Origin of the sequence: Azospirillum brasilense (genome assembly GCF_007827815.1) — a bacterium.
Taxonomy (GTDB): Bacteria; Pseudomonadota; Alphaproteobacteria; order Azospirillales; family Azospirillaceae; genus Azospirillum; species Azospirillum brasilense_C.
The window spans coordinates 1-17748 of sequence record NZ_VITH01000004.1; the positions used below are offsets into that span (position 1 = coordinate 1).

Genomic DNA, 17748 nt, shown 5'->3' on the forward strand with positions numbered 1-17748 from the left:
CCGCGGCTGGCCGGTCGTGTGCGTGTCGGACAACGGCACCGAGTTCACCAGCATGGCCATTCTCGCCTGGGCGCAGGAACGCCGGGTGGAGTGGCATTACATCGCGCCCGGCAAGCCGTTCCAGAACGCCTTCGCGGAGTCGTTCAATGGGCGACTGCGCGACGAATGCCTCAACGAGACTCTGTTCACCTCGCTCACCCATGCCCGTGCCGTCCTGGAGGCGTGGCGGAGCGACTATAACCACCTCCGACCGCACACCGGCCTCGGCGGCGCCACACCGATCGAAGTCGCCACGCGGACGTCGCCGCAACCCGGGCCGTGGCATGCCCCGGCCCCGGTTGCCATCAACGCCCATTCAGGGCATCACATGAGGGGACTCGCACTCTGAGTGGAGGAAACTTGGGGAGCAGGTCAGCCCGCGTCCTGCATCACTCTGGGAGATCCCGGAAGTCCCAAGGGTCGTTCACCATATCGCTTCAGCCTCCCTGCTTTCCTACGCTGGCCGTGTAGGCGTTGCGCAGGCCCTTGGCGGACAGCGGCAGGGTCATCGCCTTGCCGGGACCGTCGGAAAAACCCAGGATGATTGGCTGGGTTGCCGTCGCCAGGGCATCCAGACTCTGTTTCGAGAGATCCGCGTCGGCGTAGCAGGATTGCAGGCACCGACGGAAGGCGAGCGAGACAACCGGCTTGTCACCGACGCGAATGGTCGCCCCGTCAGACAGCCACACGCCGGCTGGCAACTCGACGAGGATCTTGTCGCTGGCGGCTCCGGCCGGCCGGCCGATCACTGTCTGCGCGATGATGCGCCCATCCGGCCCGGCAACCGTCTGCACGCTCTCACAGACCTTCGTGTCCTTGGCACCGTCGCGCCCCATTTCGCAGCGCACGATCCAATCGTCATAGTTGGCCGTCGTCCGGTTCGGTGTCGGCTGCTGCGCCGATGCGGCACCGGCGGCAACGCAAAGCACTAGCGACAGAAGGGCAACACTCGGGCGGGTCATGGTTGCGATCATCGGTGGTCTTCTCAAGAGGGTTTGCATAGGGTCAGTAGATGGTGGAGATCCGGACCCTCAGGTCGAGATCGCCGGCACGCCGCTTGTCCTCGTCAAGCAGGGCGACGCCCGCGGTCAGCCCCATCGTCAGATGACCGGCGAAGCGGTAGTCGAGGCCGAGGCCGGTACCCGCGAGGGAAAGCGTGCGGCGCCCTCCGAAGTCGGTTCCGATGGCGCCGTCCAGGAAGGCGAAGGGGTGTACGGCATCGTCCCGGATCAGCGCGAAACCGGGCAAACGCAGTTCGTTGCGCAGGATGAGGCCGCGATCGGCCACGCCGTCCCCGAGGTCGTATCCGCGCACCGCGTAGAGACCGCCGAGCGCGATCTGCTCCGTATCGGGCAGCGCCCGCCCGGCGAGTTGGACCGTCAGCTCGTTGACGAGGCCGAAGCCGTTGCCGAGGTCCGTGCTGCGGCTCGCCACGCCGGTCATGTACGCGTAGTCCAGACGCCGCACCCGGCCGTTCGAGAAAGCGCTCCAGCCCTGGTCGTCGTTGCCGGCCAGGACGCCGCCGGGATTGGCCTTGCCGGTCAGGCCGATCGCCGTCGTCCCCAGGCGGTCGCTCCAGCTCCGGTCCCAGCCGAGACCGATCTGGAAGAGGTCCACGCGCGCCCGGCCCAGCCACACATCCTGGAACGCGACCCGCCGCTCCAGCCTCTTGATCTCGATTCCCGCTTGGACGTCGCCGAAGTGGACGCCAGGGAGAAGGTCGGAAAGCGCGGAACGGTAGTAGACCGGCAGCTCGAAGAAGGTGTTGTCGGAGGTGAAGGGATCCGTCTTCTGACGCGTCGCCACAAAGTTCGGGCTGACCTCGATCGCCTGGCGATCGCCGGTCGGCAGAACGAAGCGGGCCGAATGACTGAGATAGCGGGCCCGGTCGCCGTCACCCGGAAACAGACGCCCGGCATCGGAGAACAGGTCGCGCGATCCGGTCGTCTGCCAGGAGCCGTAGGCGTGGTCGAGCCCGGCAAGGCCGAACCCGCCGCCGACGAACAGGCGGTTGCGGTCGGTCTCGCGCGTGCCGGTGTTGGAATAGCCGGCGAAGACCTGCCAAGGCTTCTGGCGGGTCACTTCCAGCGTCAGATCGGACCGGCCGAAACCGTCGCCGGGTGAAAAGACGCCCTGCACCCGGCGGTAGGGATAGCGGTTGAGCCAACGCAAATCCTCGTCGATCCGCGCCGCCTCAATCCGCTCACCCTCGGCGCCACGAATCCGCTCCGCGACGGAAGCGCCGGGCTCATCCTCTTCCCCCTGGGTGGAGACCCGGCCCAATGCGAACTCGATCACCTGCAGGCTGAGGATGCCGGCGGAAATTTCCTGCGGGGGAACGCTGACCGAGACGAACGGGTAGCCGACGTCCCGATAGACCCCCGCGACGGCCGCTTGCGCATCGGCGATCAGCGCCATGGACAGCGGCCGGCCGATGAAGCCGGCGAGTGCCGCGCGCAACTCGCTCCGCAAGGCCGGATCGGGCTCCACACCTCCCAGGCCGATCCGGCCGATGACGACCTCGTCCCCCTCTGGAAGCGGGGCGGCCGCATCGCGGCCGATCAGGCGGAAGGCGCGCAGCGAGACGCCGAGCGGCGTTGGGTCCGCCGCCACGCGGCTGCCAGGATCGACCGAGATTGTGGCGGACGGCGCCGCCTGCTCCGGCGGCGGGTTCCGTTCGACCGGCACGGACTGCGCGAGCCCGCCGCCGCCCGACAGGACCAGGACCAGGACCAGGACCAGGACACCCAGGGCGAAGGCTTGGATGGGGAAACGGCAAGGGTTTGACGGCATCACGGGGATTTCACGCTCAGGAAGGTTCCCAGAACCCGGTTGGCGGGGTGGGGAAGGGATGCACAGCCTTCGCCGCCGGCCGCGCCGCAAGCGTCCTGGGTTCCATCGCCGCCCCCATCCTGTTCCGATGCGAGGCCCGGCGATCCGGCTTCGCTTCCCGAGCGGCCTGCAACGGGGGGCACAGCCGGAGACGGCGCGACCGGATCGATGAGACGCGCAGGCAGGAAGGCGGCGATCCCGGACGGCGGAGGCAACTCCACCGGCACGCCCGGGGTGGCGCGCGGATCGCTTGCGGTTGGACGATCGGTGGACGGCGGATTGGCGGTGCCGGCCGGACGGGACGGGTCGTCAACGACCACCACCGGCGGGGGCTGGACGATCACCAGGTTACCATCGACATAGCGAAGCGTGTAGTTTCCTGCCGCATCGCCGGAGAGGACCCCGCCCGTCGCCGTGCTGACGTATCGTCCGACGCTCGACAGAGATGTGGCGCTGGTGGAGACGCCGACGCCGGACAACAGGGCGTCGCCTTGACCATTCTTCCAGCCCGACACGCTGTAGCCCAGCGACGGCACGCTGTCACCAAGGACCATCGTGCCGTTGGCTGCGGTCACGGTCAGCGGCGCCGGGGTCACCGCGAAGGCACCGTTGACGTAGCGGATCGTGTAGTTGCCGGCCGCCGCACCCGACAGCGTTCCACCCGTCGCCGCACTGGCATAGGCCCCGACGTTCGACAGCGCGGTGGCGTTGGTGGAGACGATGACACCGGACAGCAGGGCGTCGCTTTGGCCGTTTCTCCAGCCCGACACGCCGTAGCCCAGCGACGGCACGGCGTCGCCGTAGACCATCATGCCGTTGCCTGCCGTCACGGTCAGCGGCGCCGGGGTCACTGTGACGGTGCCGGTCATATGGCTGAGACTGTAGTTGCCCACCGCCGCTCCGGACAGGACGCCGCCCGTAACTGTGCTGACATAGGCTCCGGCATTCGACAGCGACGTAACGGCGGTGGAGACGCCGATGCCGGAGATCAGGGCGTCACCCTGGCCGTTCTTCCAACCCGATGTGGTGTAGCCCAGCGCCGGCACGGCATCGCCGTAGACCATTGTGCCGTCGGCCGCCGTCACCGTCAGCGTCGCCGGCGTCACCGCGAAGGTACCGCCCAGATGAGTGAGCGTGTAGTTTCCAGCCGCGGCGCCTGACAGAACCCCGCCCGTCGCCGTGGTGATGTAGGCGGTTCCGGCATTCGACAGCGACGTGGCGTTGGTAGAGACGCCGACGCCGGACAGCAAGGCCCCGTTCTGGCCGTTCCTCCAGCCCGATACGCTGTAGCCCAGTGACGGCACGGCATCTCCATAGGCCATCGTGCCGTTGGCCGCGGTCACCGTCAGCACCGCCGGCGTCACCGAGAAGGCGCCGTTGACATAGCTGAGCGTGTAGTTGCCGGCCGCCGCCCCGGACAGCGTCCCGCCTGTCGCCGACGTGAGGTAGGCGCTGCCGACGTCGGACAGAGCCGTGGCGTTGGTGGACACGGTGACGCCGGACAGCAACGCGTCGCCCTGGCCGTTCTTCCACCCCGACACGCCGTAGCCCGGCGACGGCACGGCGTCGCCGTAGACCATCGCGCCGTTGCCGGCGGTCACGGTCAACGGCGCCGGGCTGATCAAGACGGTGCCGCCCACATGGCTGAGCGTGTAATTGCCGGCTGCCGCGCCTAACAACGTCCCGCCCGTCGCGCTGCTGGCGTAAGTCCCGACATTCGACAGGGATGTGGCGCCGGTGGAGACACTGATGCCCGAGAGCGAGGCGTCACCCTGGCCGTTCTTCCACCCCGATGTGGTGTAGCCCAGTGCCGGGACGTTTTCGCCGTAGATCATCGTCGCGTCGGCTGCCGTCACCGTCAACGTCGCCGGCGTCACCGAGAAGGCCCCCCCGACGTAGGCGAGAGTGTAATTGCCCGTCGCGCCGCCCGACAGCACTCCGCCCGTCGCCATGGTAAGGTACGAGGTTCCGACATTCGACAAGGACGTGGCGTCCGTAGAGATGCCGACGCCGGACAGCAGGGCGTCGCTCTGGCCGTTCCTCCAGCCCGACGTCGTGTAGCCCAGCGACGGCACGGCGTCGCCATAGACCATCGTCCCATTGGCCGCCGTCACGGTCAGCGTCGCCGGCGTCACCGAGAAGACACCGTCGACGTAGCTGAGCGTGTAATTGCCCGCCGCCGGCCCGGACAGCGTACCGCCCGTCGCTGTGGTGGTGTAGGCGGCCCCTACATTCGACAAGGACGTGGCGTCCGTGGAGACGGTGACGGCCGAGAGCAGAGCGCCGCCCTGACCGTTCCTCCATCCCGCCGTCGTGTAGCTCAGTGACGGTACGGCGTCGCCGTAAATCATGGAGCCTCCGCCCGCCGTCACCGTCAATGTCGCCGGCGTCACCGATATGGCGCCGTTGACGTGGTTGAGCGTGTAATTGCCGGCCGCTGCTCCGGACAGCGTTCCACCGGTCGCCGTGCTGGCGTAGTTCCCGACATTCGACAGCGACGTGGCGTCGGTGGAAACGCCGACGCCGGACAAGAGAGCGTCGCCTTGGCCGTTCTTCCAGCCGGAGATGGCGTAGCCCAGCGATGGCACGGCATCGCCGTAAACCATCGTGCCGCTGGCCGCCGTCACCGTCAGCGCCGCCGGCGTCACCGAGAAGGCCCCCCCGACGTAGGCGAGAGTGTAGTTTCCCGCCGCCGCGCCCGCCAGCGTTCCGCCCATCGCCATGGTGGTGTAGGCGGCCCCCACATCCGACAGCGTGGTGGCATTGGTGGAAACGCCGATGCCTGAGAGCAGCGCGTCGCTCTGGCCGTTCTTCCAACCAGAACTGGTGTAGCCCAGCGACGGCACGGCATCGCCGTAGACCATCGCGCCATTGGCAGCGGTCACCGTCAGGACCGCCGGCGTCACCGAGAGGGAGCCACCGACGTAGCTGAGGGTGTAGTTGCCGACGGCCGCTCCGGACAACGCTCCGCCCGTCGCCGTGGTGAGGTAGGAGGTTCCAACGTCCGACAGGGATGATGCGTTGGTGGAGACCGTGACCCCTGAGAGCAGGGCGTCGCTCTGGCCGTTCCGCCAGCCCGACACGCTGTAGCCCAGCGTCGGCGCGGCATCACCGTAGACCATCGCGCCATTGGCGGCGGTCACCGTCAGCGTCGCCGGGGTGATCGTGACGGTGCCGGTCGCACGGCTGAGTGTGTAATTGCCCGCCGCCGCGCCCGACAAGATTCCTCCCGTTGTGGAGGAGGTGTAGAGCCCGACGTTCGACAGCGACGTGGCGTCGGTGGAGACGGTGACCCCGGAGAGCAGCGCCTCCCCCTGGCCGTTCTTCCAGCCCGCCACGCTGTAGCCCACCGACGGCGCCGTGTCACCGTAGACCATTGCGCCATTGGCGGCGGTCACCGTTAGCGTCGCCGGGGTCACCGAAAAGCTGCCGTCCACATGGCGGAGCACATAGTTCCCGGTAGCCGCGCCCGACAGCGTGCCGCCCGCTGCCGTGCTGGCGTAGACCCCAACGTTCGACAGCGACGTGACGTCGGTGGAGACGGTGACGCCGGACAGCAGCGCATCGCTCTGGCCGTTCCTCCAGCCTGACGTCGTGTAGCCCAGCGACGATAGGGCATCGCCATAGACCAACGTCCCGTTGGCTGCCGTCACAGTCAGCGTCGCCGGCGTCACCGAGAAAGCACCGTTGACGTAGCTGAGCGTGTAGTTGCCCACCGCCGACCCGGACAGTGTGCCGCCCGTCGCTGTCGTGACATAGGCGTTCCCCACGTCGGACAGCGTGGTGGCATTGGTGGAGACCACGACCGCCGAGAGCAGCGCCCCGCTCTGGCCGTTCTTCCAACCGGAGCTGGTGTAGCCCAGCGACGGCACGGCATCGCCGTAGACCATCATGCCGTTGCCCGCCGTCACCGTCAGCGCGGCCGGAGTCACCGAGAGGGAACCGCCCACATGGCTGATGGTATAGTTGCCGGTTGCCGCGCCCGACAGCGTGCCGCCCGTTGCTGTGGTGATGTAGGCGGTTCCCACATCCGACAGTGACGTGGCGTCGCTCGAGACGGTGACGCCGGAGAGCAGCGCATCGCTCTGGCCGTTCTTCCATCCCGAAATCGTGTAGCCCAGCGAGGGTACGGTGTCGCCATAGATCATCGTGCCGTTGGCAGCCGTCACCGTCAGGGTGGCCGGAGTCACCGTGAAGGAACCGTTGACGTAGCTGAGCGTGTAATTCCCTGCTGCCCCCCCAGACAGCGTGCCGCCCGTCGCCATGGTGGTATAAGCACCAACGCTCGACACGGATGTGGCGCTTGCGGAGGCACTGATGCCCGAGAGCGAGGCGTCACCCTGGCCGTTCTTCCACCCCGACACGCTGTAACCCAGCGACGGCACGGCATCGCCGTAGACCATCGTGCCGTCGGCAGCCGTCACCGTCAGCGGCGCCGGGGTGATCGTGACGCCGCCGGTCGCATGGCTGAGCGTATAGTTGCCGGCTGCCGCGCCCAACAGCGTCCCGCCGGTCGCCGTGCTGGTGTAGATCCCAACGTTTGACAGCGTGGTGGCGTTGGTGGAGACCGCGACCGCCGAGAGCAGGGCATCGCTCTGGCCGTTCCTCCAGCCCGACGTCGTGTAGCCCAGCGACGGTACGGCGTCGCCGTAGACCATCGTCCCATTGGCCGCCGTCACCGTCAGCGTCGCCGGAATCACGGAGAAAGCGCCGTTGACGTGGTTGAGCGTGTAATTGCCGGCCGCTGCTCCGGACAGCGCTCCACCGGTCGCCGTGCTGGTGTAGTTCCCGACATTCGACAGCGCTGTGGCGTTGGTGGAAACGCCGACGCCGGACAAGAGAGCGCCGCCCTGTCCGTTCCTCCAACCGGACGTTGTGTAGCCCAGCGACGGCACGGCGTCGCCGTAGACCATCGTCCCGTTGGCCGCCGTTACCGTCAGCGTCGCCGGGGTCACCGAGAAGGAACCGCCCACATGGCTGATGGTATAGTTGCCGGCCGCCCCGCCCGAGAGGGTGCCGCCCGTCGCCGTCGTGACGTAGGCGCTCCCCACATCCGACAGCGTGGTGGCGTTGGTGGACACGCCGACGCTGGACAGCAGCGCCCCGCTCTGGCCGTTTTTCCAGCCGGACGTCGCGTAGCCCAGCGACGGCACGGCATCGCCGTAGACCATCGTCCCATTGTCGGCCGTCACGGTCAGCGTCGCCGGAGTCACCGAGAAGGTGCCGTTGACGTAGCTGAGCGTGTAATTTCCCGTCGCTGCGCCCGACAGCGTGCCGCCCGTCGCTGTGGTGGTGTAGGCGGTTCCTACGTCCGACAGCGTGGTGGCGCTGGTGGATACGCTGACATCGGACAGCAGGGCGCCGCTCTGGCCGTTCTTCCACCCCGACACGCTGTAGCCCAGCGACGGCACGGCGTCGCCATAGACCATCGTCCCGTTGGCCGCCGTCACCGTCAGCGTCGCCGGAGTCACCGAGAAGCTGCCGCCGACATGGCTGAGCGTGTAGTTGCCCGCCGCCGCGCCAGACAACGTCCCGCCTGTTGCCGTGGTGAGGTAGGCGGTTCCGACATTCGACAAGGACGTGGCGTCCGTGGAGACGGAGACACCGGACAGCAGCACGCCGCTCTGGCCGTTCTTCCAGCCGGACGTCGCGTAGCCCAGCGACGGCACGGCATCGCCGTAGACCATCGTCCCGTTGGCCGCCGTCACCGTCAGCGTCGCCGGGGTCACCGAAAACGCGCCGTTGACGTAGCTGAACGTGTAGTTGCCCGCCGCCGCGCCCGACAGCGTGCCGCCTGTTGCCGTGGTGAGGTAGGCGGTTCCCACATCCGACAGCGTGGTGGCGTTGGTGGACACGCCCACACCGGACAGAAGAGCGCCGCTCTGGCCGTTCTTCCAGCCGGACGTCGCGTAGCCCAACGACGGCACGGCATCGCCATAGACCATCGTCCCGTTGGCCGCCGTTACCGTCAGCGTCGCCGGCGTCACCGAGAAGCTGCCGCCGACATGGCTGAGGGTGTAGTTGCCCACCGCCGCGCCCGAGAGGGTGCCGCCCGTTGCCGTCGTGACATAGGCGCTCCCCACATCCGACAGCGTGGTGGCGTTGGTGGACACGCCCACACCGGACAGAAGAGCGTCGCTCTGGCCGTTCTTCCAGCCGGACGTCGCGTAGCCCAGCGACGGTACGGCATCGCCGTAGACCATCGTGCCGTTGGCCGCCGTTACCGTCAGCGTCGCCGGCGTCACCGAGAAGGAACCGCCCACATGGCTGATGGTATAGTTGCCGGCCGCCCCGCCCGAGAGGGTGCCGCCCGTCGCCGTGGTGATGTAGGCGGTTCCGACATCCGACAGCGTGGTGGCGTTGGTGGACACGCCGACGCCGGACAGCAGCGCCCCGCTCTGGCCGTTCTTCCAGCCTGACGTCGCGTAGCCCAGCGACGGCACGGCATCGCCGTAGACCATTGTCCCGTTGGCCGCCGTCACCGTCAGCGTCGCCGGCGTCACCGAGAAGCTGCCGCCGACATAGCTGAGCGTGTAGTTGCCCGCCGCCGCGCCCGACAGGATGCCACCCGTCGCCGTGGTGAGGTAGGTGGCTCCGACATTCGACAAGGACGTGGCGTCCGTGGAGACGGTGACGCCGGACAGCAGCGCCCCGCTCTGGCCGTTCTTCCAGCCTGACGTCGCGTAGCCCAGCGACGGCACGGCATCGCCGTAGACCATTGTCCCGTTGGCCGCCGTCACCGTCAGCGTCGCCGGCGTCACCGAGAAGCTGCCGCCGACATAGCTGAGCGTGTAGTTGCCCGCCGCCGCGCCCGACAGGATGCCACCCGTCGCCGTGGTGAGGTAGGCGCTCCCCACATCCGACAGCGTGGTGGCGTTGGTGGACACGCCGACGCTGGACAGCAGCGCGCCGCTCTGGCCGTTCTTCCAGCCGGACGTCGTGTAGCCCAGCGACGGCACGGCATCGCCATAGACCATCGTCCCGTTGGCCGCCGTTACCGTCAGCGTCGCCGGGGTCACCGAGAAGGAACCGCCGACATGGCTGAGCGTGTAGTTGCCCGCCGCCGCGCCCGACAGCGTGCCGCCTGTTGCCGTGGTGAGGTAGGCGGTTCCCACATCCGACAGCGTGGTGGCGTTGGTGGACACACCGACACCGGACAGCAACACGCCGCTCTGGCCGTTCTTCCAGCCGGACGTCGTGTAGCCCAGCGACGGCACGGCGTCGCCATAGACCATCGTCCCGTTGGCCGCCGTCACGGTCAGCGTCGCCGGCGTCACCGAGAAGGAACCGCCGACATGGCTGAGCGTGTAGTTGCCCGCCGCCGCGCCAGACAACGTCCCGCCTGTTGCTGTGGTGATGTAGGCGGTTCCGACATTCGACAAGGACGTGGCGTCGGTGGAGACGGTGACGCCGGACAGCAGCGCGCCGCTCTGGCCGTTCTTCCAGCCGGACGTCGCGTAGCCCAGCAACGGGACGGCATCGCCGTAGACCATCGTCCCGTTGGCCGCCGTCACGGTCAGCGTCGCCGGGGTCACCGCGAAGCTGCCGCCGACATGGCTGAGCGTGTAGTTGCCGGCCGCTGCGCCAGACAACGTCCCGCCTGTTGCCGTGGTGATGTAGGCGGTTCCGACATTCGACAAGGACGTGGCGTCGGTGGAGACGGTGACGCCGGACAGCAGCGCGCCGCTCTGGCCGTTCTTCCAGCCGGACGTCGTGTAGCCCAGCGACGGCATGGCGTCGCCGTAGACCATCGTCCCGTCAGCCGCCGTCACCGTCAGCGTCGCCGGCGTCACCGAGAAGCTGCCGCCGACATGGCTGAACGTGTAGTTGCCCGCCGCCGCGCCCGACAGCGTGCCGCCTGTTGCCGTGGTGGTATAAGCGCTCCCCACGTCCGACAGCGCGGTGGCGTTGGTGGACACACCGACACCGGACAGCAAGGCGCCGCTCTGGCCGTTCTTCCAGCCGGACGTCGCGTAGCCCAGCGACGGCACGGCGTCGCCGTAGACCATCGTCCCGTTGGCCGCCGTCACCGTCAGCGTCGCCGGTGTGATCGAGACGGTGCCGGTCGTGTGGACAATCGTGTAGTTGCCCACCGCCGCGCCGGACAGAACCCCACCCGTCACCGTGCTGGCGTAGTCCCCGACGTCCGACAGCGCAGTGGCGCTCGTGGACACGGTCACGCCGGACAGAAGAGCGTCGCCCTGGCCGTTCTTCCAGCCGGACGTTGTGTAGCCCAGCGACGGCACGGCATCGCCGTAGACCATCGTGCCATTGTCCGCCGTCACCGTCAGCGTCGCCGGCGTCACCACGGCGCCCACATTCACCACACGGGCCGCTCCGCCCGCGCTGAAGGTGGCGGAAACCCCCGATGTGTCGAGGAAGTTCAAATAGGTTCCGACATTCGTGCCGGCCGCCAAGCTGCTCGACGCCGAGCCGGTGACCCGGCTCCAGGCCCAGCCGCCCAGCAAGGAGACGGGCACCGTCTGCGGATCGTCGCCATAGACGGCGGACTGCACCACGCCGACCACGCCGGACACGCCATACAGCAGGGGCGCGTCCGTTCCGTCGGCCGGCGCCCAGACCATGCGGTCGAAGCCGGTGAAGCTGCTCGCGTCGCGCATCCCCGCGCTGTCCAGACCGGTCACGCCGGTGACCGACCCGGCCCCGGCGCCAGCCGCCATGCCGCTGGTCTGCGTGTTCCAGTAGGACAGCCTGGTCATGCCGTCGTTGCGCCCGACCAGCCCGCCGAGCGCGGCGCCCTGCCCGGACACCGCGCCCGTAGCGTAGGACTGGGCGATGGAGCCGCTCGCGCCGTTGTTCCCCACCAGCCCGCCGACGCCGACGCCATGCCCGGTCACCGCCCCGGTGGCGTAGGACTGGGCGATGGAACCGCCCACGTTGTTGTCGCCCACCAACCCGCCGACGCCGTCGCCTAGCCCGGTCACCGCGCCGGAGGCGTAGGACTGGCGGATGGTGGCGGTGTTAAGGCCCACCAGCCCGCCGGTGCCGAGGCCCTGCCCGCTCACGCCGGCCCGCGAGAAGGATTGGAGGATGATGCCGCCGTTCAATCCGGCGATGGCGCCGACCCGGTCGCGTCCGGTCACGGTGCTGGTCGCGTCCAACCCGACGTAGCCCACCGTCCCGCCCGAGCCGATCCGGCCGAACAGCCCGACGTCGTCGCTCGTCGGACGGTTGATGGTCAGCCCGCGGATCAGATGGCCGCGCCCGTCGAACCGACCGGTGAAGCCGGCGCCCCCCGTCCCCAAGGGCGTGAAGCCGCCCGCTCCCCAGACGCCGGCCGCATCGACGCCCGACGTCGCCTGCGCGTCGATGTCCGCCCCGAGCCGGTAGGACCCCGCCGGGTTCGCGTCGATCAGTTGGAGCTGGTGGAGGTTGGTGACGGTGGCGACGCCATCGCTCCCCGGCTTCGCCGCCTCCCACCGCCCGATGGGCCGCATGTCCGCGGACTGGTACCAGTCCTTGGTAAAATCCCAGCCGACATAGGAGGATGCCTGGCGCGCCTCGGCGGTGGTCAAGCCGGTCAGGCCGGTTACGGTGGCGTCGCCGATGCCGTTCTGTTGCCCGCTGGTCTGCGTATCCCAATAGGAATTGGTGATGTCGCCTTCGTAATGCCTGCCGATGAAGCCGCCGACGTTGCTGGCTCCCGTCACGCGGCCGGACGCATAGGACTGGTCGATCTGCGCGTAACTGTCTCCAACAAGCCCTCCGGCCGAGTTCTCCGTCGCAGTGACGGACGCGACCGCGTAGGATCGCCTGATCTGGTCCATAGGAGACTGTGATTCGCCGACAAGCCCGCCAACAAAAAATCCGCCAGAAACAGTTCCGGTAAAGTAGGAATTCTCAACAATCCCCCCATTAAGGCCCCCTACAAGCCCTCCCACGGAATTTGAATTTTCTCCAATGATTTGACCATCGATAAGTCCGATATTTTTAATGATGGGCTTGTTGTTTGCTATTCCGTAAACGTACCCAAAAAGACCAACGTTCGCGGTGTCTGGGCGATTGATGAAAAGTCCCTTGATCACACGCCCATTGCCGTCGAAATTCCCCCGAAACTGATTGTTTGCACTCCCAATCGGGAGGAATCCGCGGGCGCCCCATATCCCTGCGGGGTTCGTCCCCGCGGTCTCGGACGCATCGATGTCAATGGCCAGCCGATAGTCGCCCCTGTTGTATTCGACCAAGTCGGTGCCCGCGTTTATCAGGACGAGCTGATGCAGATTGCTGATGGCCGCGTAACCGTCCACCCCTTTCCTGGCCGCCTCCCACACACCGATAGGCCGGAAGTCCGGGCCTCTGTCGAAAATGTTCAGGTACCATTTGTGACCAGAAACGATGAAATACTGTCCGTCTTTTACGGAGGTGGAATTTCGGATCTGGTCGGAGGTCAGGCCCCTCATTCCGCCAGCCGCACCACTGCCGACTCCGTTCGTGAGTCCGGTGGTCTGCTTGTCCCAAAAGGAGCCCAAAACCGTACCGCCGTTGGCGCCGATCAGGCCGCCGGCCTCGACCTGCCCCGTCACGGCCCCGGTGGCGTAGCTCTCGGTCACCGCGCCGCCGTTGTTGTCGCCGATCAGGCCACCGACCCGCACCGTTCCCGTCACGCTGCCCAGGGCGTAGGCTTCGGTCACAGACCCTGCCGTCACCCGTCCGACCAGCCCGCCAACCTGATCGCCCCCCGCCGTCACGGCGCCGCTGGCATAGGTCTGGAGGATCGTCCCGCTGCTGCTGCCGACCAGCCCGCCAACCGCGCCGCCCTGTGCCGTCACCGCGCCGGTGGCGAAGGACTGGCCAATGGTCCCGCTGTTGCTGCCGACCAGCCCGCCGACCTCACCACCCCGGCCGGTCACCGTGCCGGTGGCCGACGCCCAGGTCACCGCCCCGGCGTTGCTGCCGACCAGGGCTCCGACCCGGTTCGCCCCAAGCACGCTGCCGCCCACCATGCGGACGTCCCGCACCGCGCCGCCGGTGCCGACGACGCCGAACAGGCCGACGTCGTCGCTGCCGGGCCGGTTGATGATCAACCCGCTGACGGCATGGTCCCGCCCGTCGAGCAGGCCGGTGAAGGGCGTGGCGACGCTGCCCAGCGGGGCGAAGCCGGCGCCGTGGTTCCAGCCGGCGGTGGCGTCCGCGTCGATGTCGCGGCCCAGCGCGTAGGTGCCGGCCAGATTGGTGCCGATGGCCTGCAGATTTTCCGCCGTGTTCACCAGCATGTAGCCGGTCACCACCGTGCCCGCCCCGGCGATGCCGGAATAATCGGTCGGCGCGGTGTAGGCGGTGGGGTTGTAGAGGATGGACGCTCCGCCGGAGGCCGTGACGGTGGCTCCCGCGCCGAACCGCACCGTTCCCGTCCCGATGCCGCCGTAATCCGACCACAGCACCACCTTCGCACCGCGCATGGCGGCGCTCACCGTGACGTCGCGCTTGGCCAGCAGCGAAACATCGGACCTGTTTTCGCCGGTGACGGTCGCGTTCACCGCGACGTCGCGACCGGCCATCAGCACGATCATCCCCTCGCTGCCCTGCGCGGTGAGGGCGGCGTTCACCGTGATGTCCCGGTAGGCCGACAGGGTGAGCGTCGTCGACGCGTTCCAGGTGAGCGGTGCCGCCACCGTGATGTCGCCGGCCTGGGTTCCGCCGTCCCCCGTCGTCACCACGACGTTGGCGAAGTTCAACGCCGACTTCAGCGTGTTCACATTCAGAACGCTGTCGTCGCCGCTGGCGCTGAAACCGGACATTCCGCTGTCGGCGGCGTCGGAGATGGTCAGGTTGTAGGGGTCGAGCAGCAGCGTGCCGAAGCCCGCCGTCCCGCGCAGGTCCGCCGTGCCGGTGAAGGCCAGACGCGCCTTGCCCGACACCTCCGCGTCGCCGCCCTTGGCGGCGCCCCGTGCCGAGATCGCCCCGGCGAAGGCGGTGTCGCGGTCGGACCACAGCACGACCCGGCCGCCGTCCCCCCGCGTGCCGTCGGCGCGGAGCTGCGCCCCCGCCTCCACCGTCACCGTCCGCGCCGTCGCCACCGGTTCGGCGAGGTAGCGCGTCGCCGTGTTCCGTCCGCCCTGGTAGTCGCCGCCGACCAGCAGTGTGCCGCCCGACGCGCCGGACACGTCCAGCGCCGCCGTCCCGGACAGCACCACCGTCCCGCCGGTCGCCACCAGCGTTCCACCCCGGCCGGCCGCTCCCGAGGCGTCGAGCGTTCCGGCGATCCTCACCGACTCGCCGGACACCCGGATGTCGCCGCCCGACACGTCCGGTCGCCGTGAGGGCCGCGGTGGACGCTTGGCCGCCCCGTCCCTCCGCCCCGGCTCCCGGACCTCCGGCGTCGGGCGGTCCGGCTTCGGGTTGGCCTCGGCGGTCTGGCGCTGCGCCACCACCGGGCTGTCGACGGTCACCGCGCCGCCGTCCCCCGCCGTCAGGAAGACGCGGCCGTCCCGCGTGGCGGCCCCCGTCGCCTTGACGAGGCCGCCGGTGTTGCCGGCCAGCGCGTAGAGGTTGCCGCCGTTCGCCCGCATCTCGGCGTTGGCCGCCGCCAGTGTGCCGGCGTTGACCGCCTCGGTGTCCGCCCCGCCGATCTTGACGACGAACCGACCGTCGGCGTCGGCCTTCTCCTTCGCCAGCACCTCGTAGCCGGCCGCCAGGGCGGCGGTTCCCTTCGGCGCCGCGATGGTCCCCTCGTTGCGCACGGAGCGGGCGATCAGCGCCACGTCGCCGCCCCGCGAGGCGATCGTTCCCATGTTGACCACGGCGGCCTTCGACGTCCCCGCGAAGGTCAGGTCGCCCTGGGCGGCGAAGGCGGCGTCGGGCACGTCGTGGGTGGACGCGATGAAGCTGCCGCCGGTCGCGACCCGCCCCTCCTTGCCGACCACGATCCCGGCGCGGTTGACGAGATAGGCGGAGCCGGTCGCCGTCAGCGACCCGTCGATGCGCGAGGGCAGAGTGCCGGTGACGCGGTTCAGGGTGGCGCCGGCGCCGTTGTCGATGTGGACCGACTTCCCGGCGCCGATGGAAAAGCCCTGCCATTCGACGATGCCGGTGCGCGAGCCCTGGTCGATGCGCAGCCCGCCGGCCTGCTCGGCGATGCGCCCGCTCCCGGCGGTGAAGCGCCCGCCGGTCGGCAGCGCGTCGTCAGCGACCGCGGAGTGCAGGGGGGTGAGCGCCGTGCCGCTCAGCAGAAGGAACAGCAGGCTGCCATGGCCGATGGTCCGTCCGGTGGAGCGCCGACGCTCCGTCGTCACGTGTTGCATTCCCTTGGCACCGGTCCCTGTCGGCATGGGCGGCGGCGTGGTCCGGGCGCGCCGGGTGCGGCCACGACACGGCCGCAATCCCGCTCCCCATCGACCGACCGGCCCACGGCTTACTCCTTATGGAGAGGGAAATTTATCGGATCGGTCCCGCCCCCGCCCGACGATCCGTCCCAAAAACTTGGCACCGCGTCTCACGGCGGCGGCCCGGCCCAACGTCCTGTTGCGGGCGGTGGGCGGAGCTTGCTAAAGGACACCGCCTCCGTCCCCGTCATGGGAAGCCCTGCGGTGCCCGCCGACGAACCCGCGATCCCGGTGCTGCGCTTCCCTCCCGATGGCCTGTCGGGCCGGGAGCGCGTCCGCCAGTGGCGCGACATCCTGTCGGTCTTCTTCGACGCCGAGCCGGTCGGCGCGGAGGACGACAGGAAAGACGACACGGAGGACGGCGGGTCCGACTTCGTCGGGTCGATGACGACGCATCACCTCGGCAGCTTGCTGATGGCGCGCATCGACGGGCCGCCGGTGACCCTGCGCCGCACGAGCGCCACCATCGCCCGCGGCGCCGTGGACCACTGCCTGATCCAGGTCTATCTCGACGGGGGCTGCACCGGCACGGCGGGCGAACGGGCGTTCGCGATGCGGGCCGGCGATGTCGGCGTTCTGGATTTCGCCCGGCCGCTGGCCGTCGAGACCACGACTTTCAGCGCCCTGACGCTGGTGATCCCCCGCGCGGCCCTGATTTCCCCGAACAAGGCACCGGAGGTCCTGCACGGGCTGGTGCTGCCGGCCGCGTCGGCGGTGGGAACGCTGCTGAACGACCATGTCCGCAACCTCCACGCCCAACTCCCCGGCCTGAGCGTCAAGGTGGCCGCCACGGTGGCCGGCGGCGCCATCGGGGTGATCGCCGCGGGCATCGGTTCGGCGCTCGACGCCCGCGGCCCGATCGACGAGCCGCAGGGAGGACTGCTCGACCGCATCACGAGCTTCATCGACCGGAAGCTCGACGCCGCCGACCTCGGGACCGATCTGATCTGCGACGCCTTCGGCCTGTCGCGCTCGACCCTCTACCGCCTGTTCGAGCCGCTGGGCGGGGTGGCGAAGCATGTCCGCGACCGTCGGCTGGCGCGGGCGCTTCACGATCTGGCGGCGCCCCAACCGGACCGGCCCCGGATCGCCGACATCGCCTACCACTGGGGATTCGGGTCGGAAGCCGCGTTCAGCCGGGCGTTCCGCGCCGCCTACGGCATGGCGCCGGGCGAGGCGCGGGACACCGCCGAACGCATGCGGCAGTCCGCGCCGAAGGACGATGGGGCGGCGGAGCGTGTTCTCGAACGGTGGATGCGGTCCCTGACCCCGGGCAACTTGCCGCGCTGACTCTCGCCGTTCCGGCCCATGTCTGTTCTCACCAAGCCATGAAGCCGTGCGCCATCGCGCGCCGGGAGCGCTGATTGATTGGCTGGCAAGATAATGTTCACCCACCCCTGTTCTTGCAAAGATTGAATACAGCACCGCCTCCGCCCGTCGAAGAGGGCGTCGTTGCAAGTCGGAGCTTATCCATCCGGGCCAAAGTTCGGCCCGGCCAAGCCACTGTTGCTTATAAAAGCCATCCCCGTTGAAT

5 protein-coding genes are annotated in these 17748 nt (G+C 68.9%); 2 read left to right on the top strand and 3 right to left on the bottom strand.

The annotated features are described in order from the left end of the window. The coding region (locus FBZ83_RS09075) for an integrase core domain-containing protein (RefSeq protein ID WP_247888231.1) at window positions 1-388 on the top strand (388 nt) is incomplete at its 5' end. A gap of 88 nt (window positions 389-476) precedes the next feature. Here the strand turns inward: FBZ83_RS09075 and FBZ83_RS09080 are convergent. Genes FBZ83_RS09080 through FBZ83_RS09090 form a run of 3 tightly spaced genes read right to left on the bottom strand, consistent with a single transcriptional unit; the run spans window position 477 to window position 16124 of the window. Then, a complete protein-coding gene (locus tag FBZ83_RS09080) occupies window positions 477-1013 on the bottom strand; it encodes an invasion associated locus B family protein (RefSeq protein ID WP_186466020.1) in 537 nt (178 codons plus the stop codon). 31 nt (window positions 1014-1044) lie between these two features. Continuing rightward, window positions 1045-2832: a ShlB/FhaC/HecB family hemolysin secretion/activation protein gene (locus FBZ83_RS09085; RefSeq protein ID WP_145682167.1), complete on the bottom strand. Its 1788-nt coding sequence runs from the start codon at window positions 2830-2832 to the stop codon at window positions 1045-1047. Further along, complete coding sequence (locus tag FBZ83_RS09090; protein ID WP_186466021.1) at window positions 2832-16124, bottom strand: MBG domain-containing protein; 13293 nt, start codon at window positions 16122-16124, stop codon at window positions 2832-2834. Before FBZ83_RS09090 ends, FBZ83_RS09085 begins: the two co-directional genes overlap by 1 nt. 294 nt (window positions 16125-16418) lie before the next feature. Here FBZ83_RS09090 and FBZ83_RS09095 point away from each other — a divergent pair, with 294 nt between their 5' ends. Then, window positions 16419-17504, top strand: coding sequence for a helix-turn-helix domain-containing protein (locus tag FBZ83_RS09095; protein ID WP_186466022.1), 1086 nt, complete (start codon window positions 16419-16421; stop codon window positions 17502-17504). The last annotated feature ends 244 nt before the right edge of the window (window positions 17505-17748 follow it).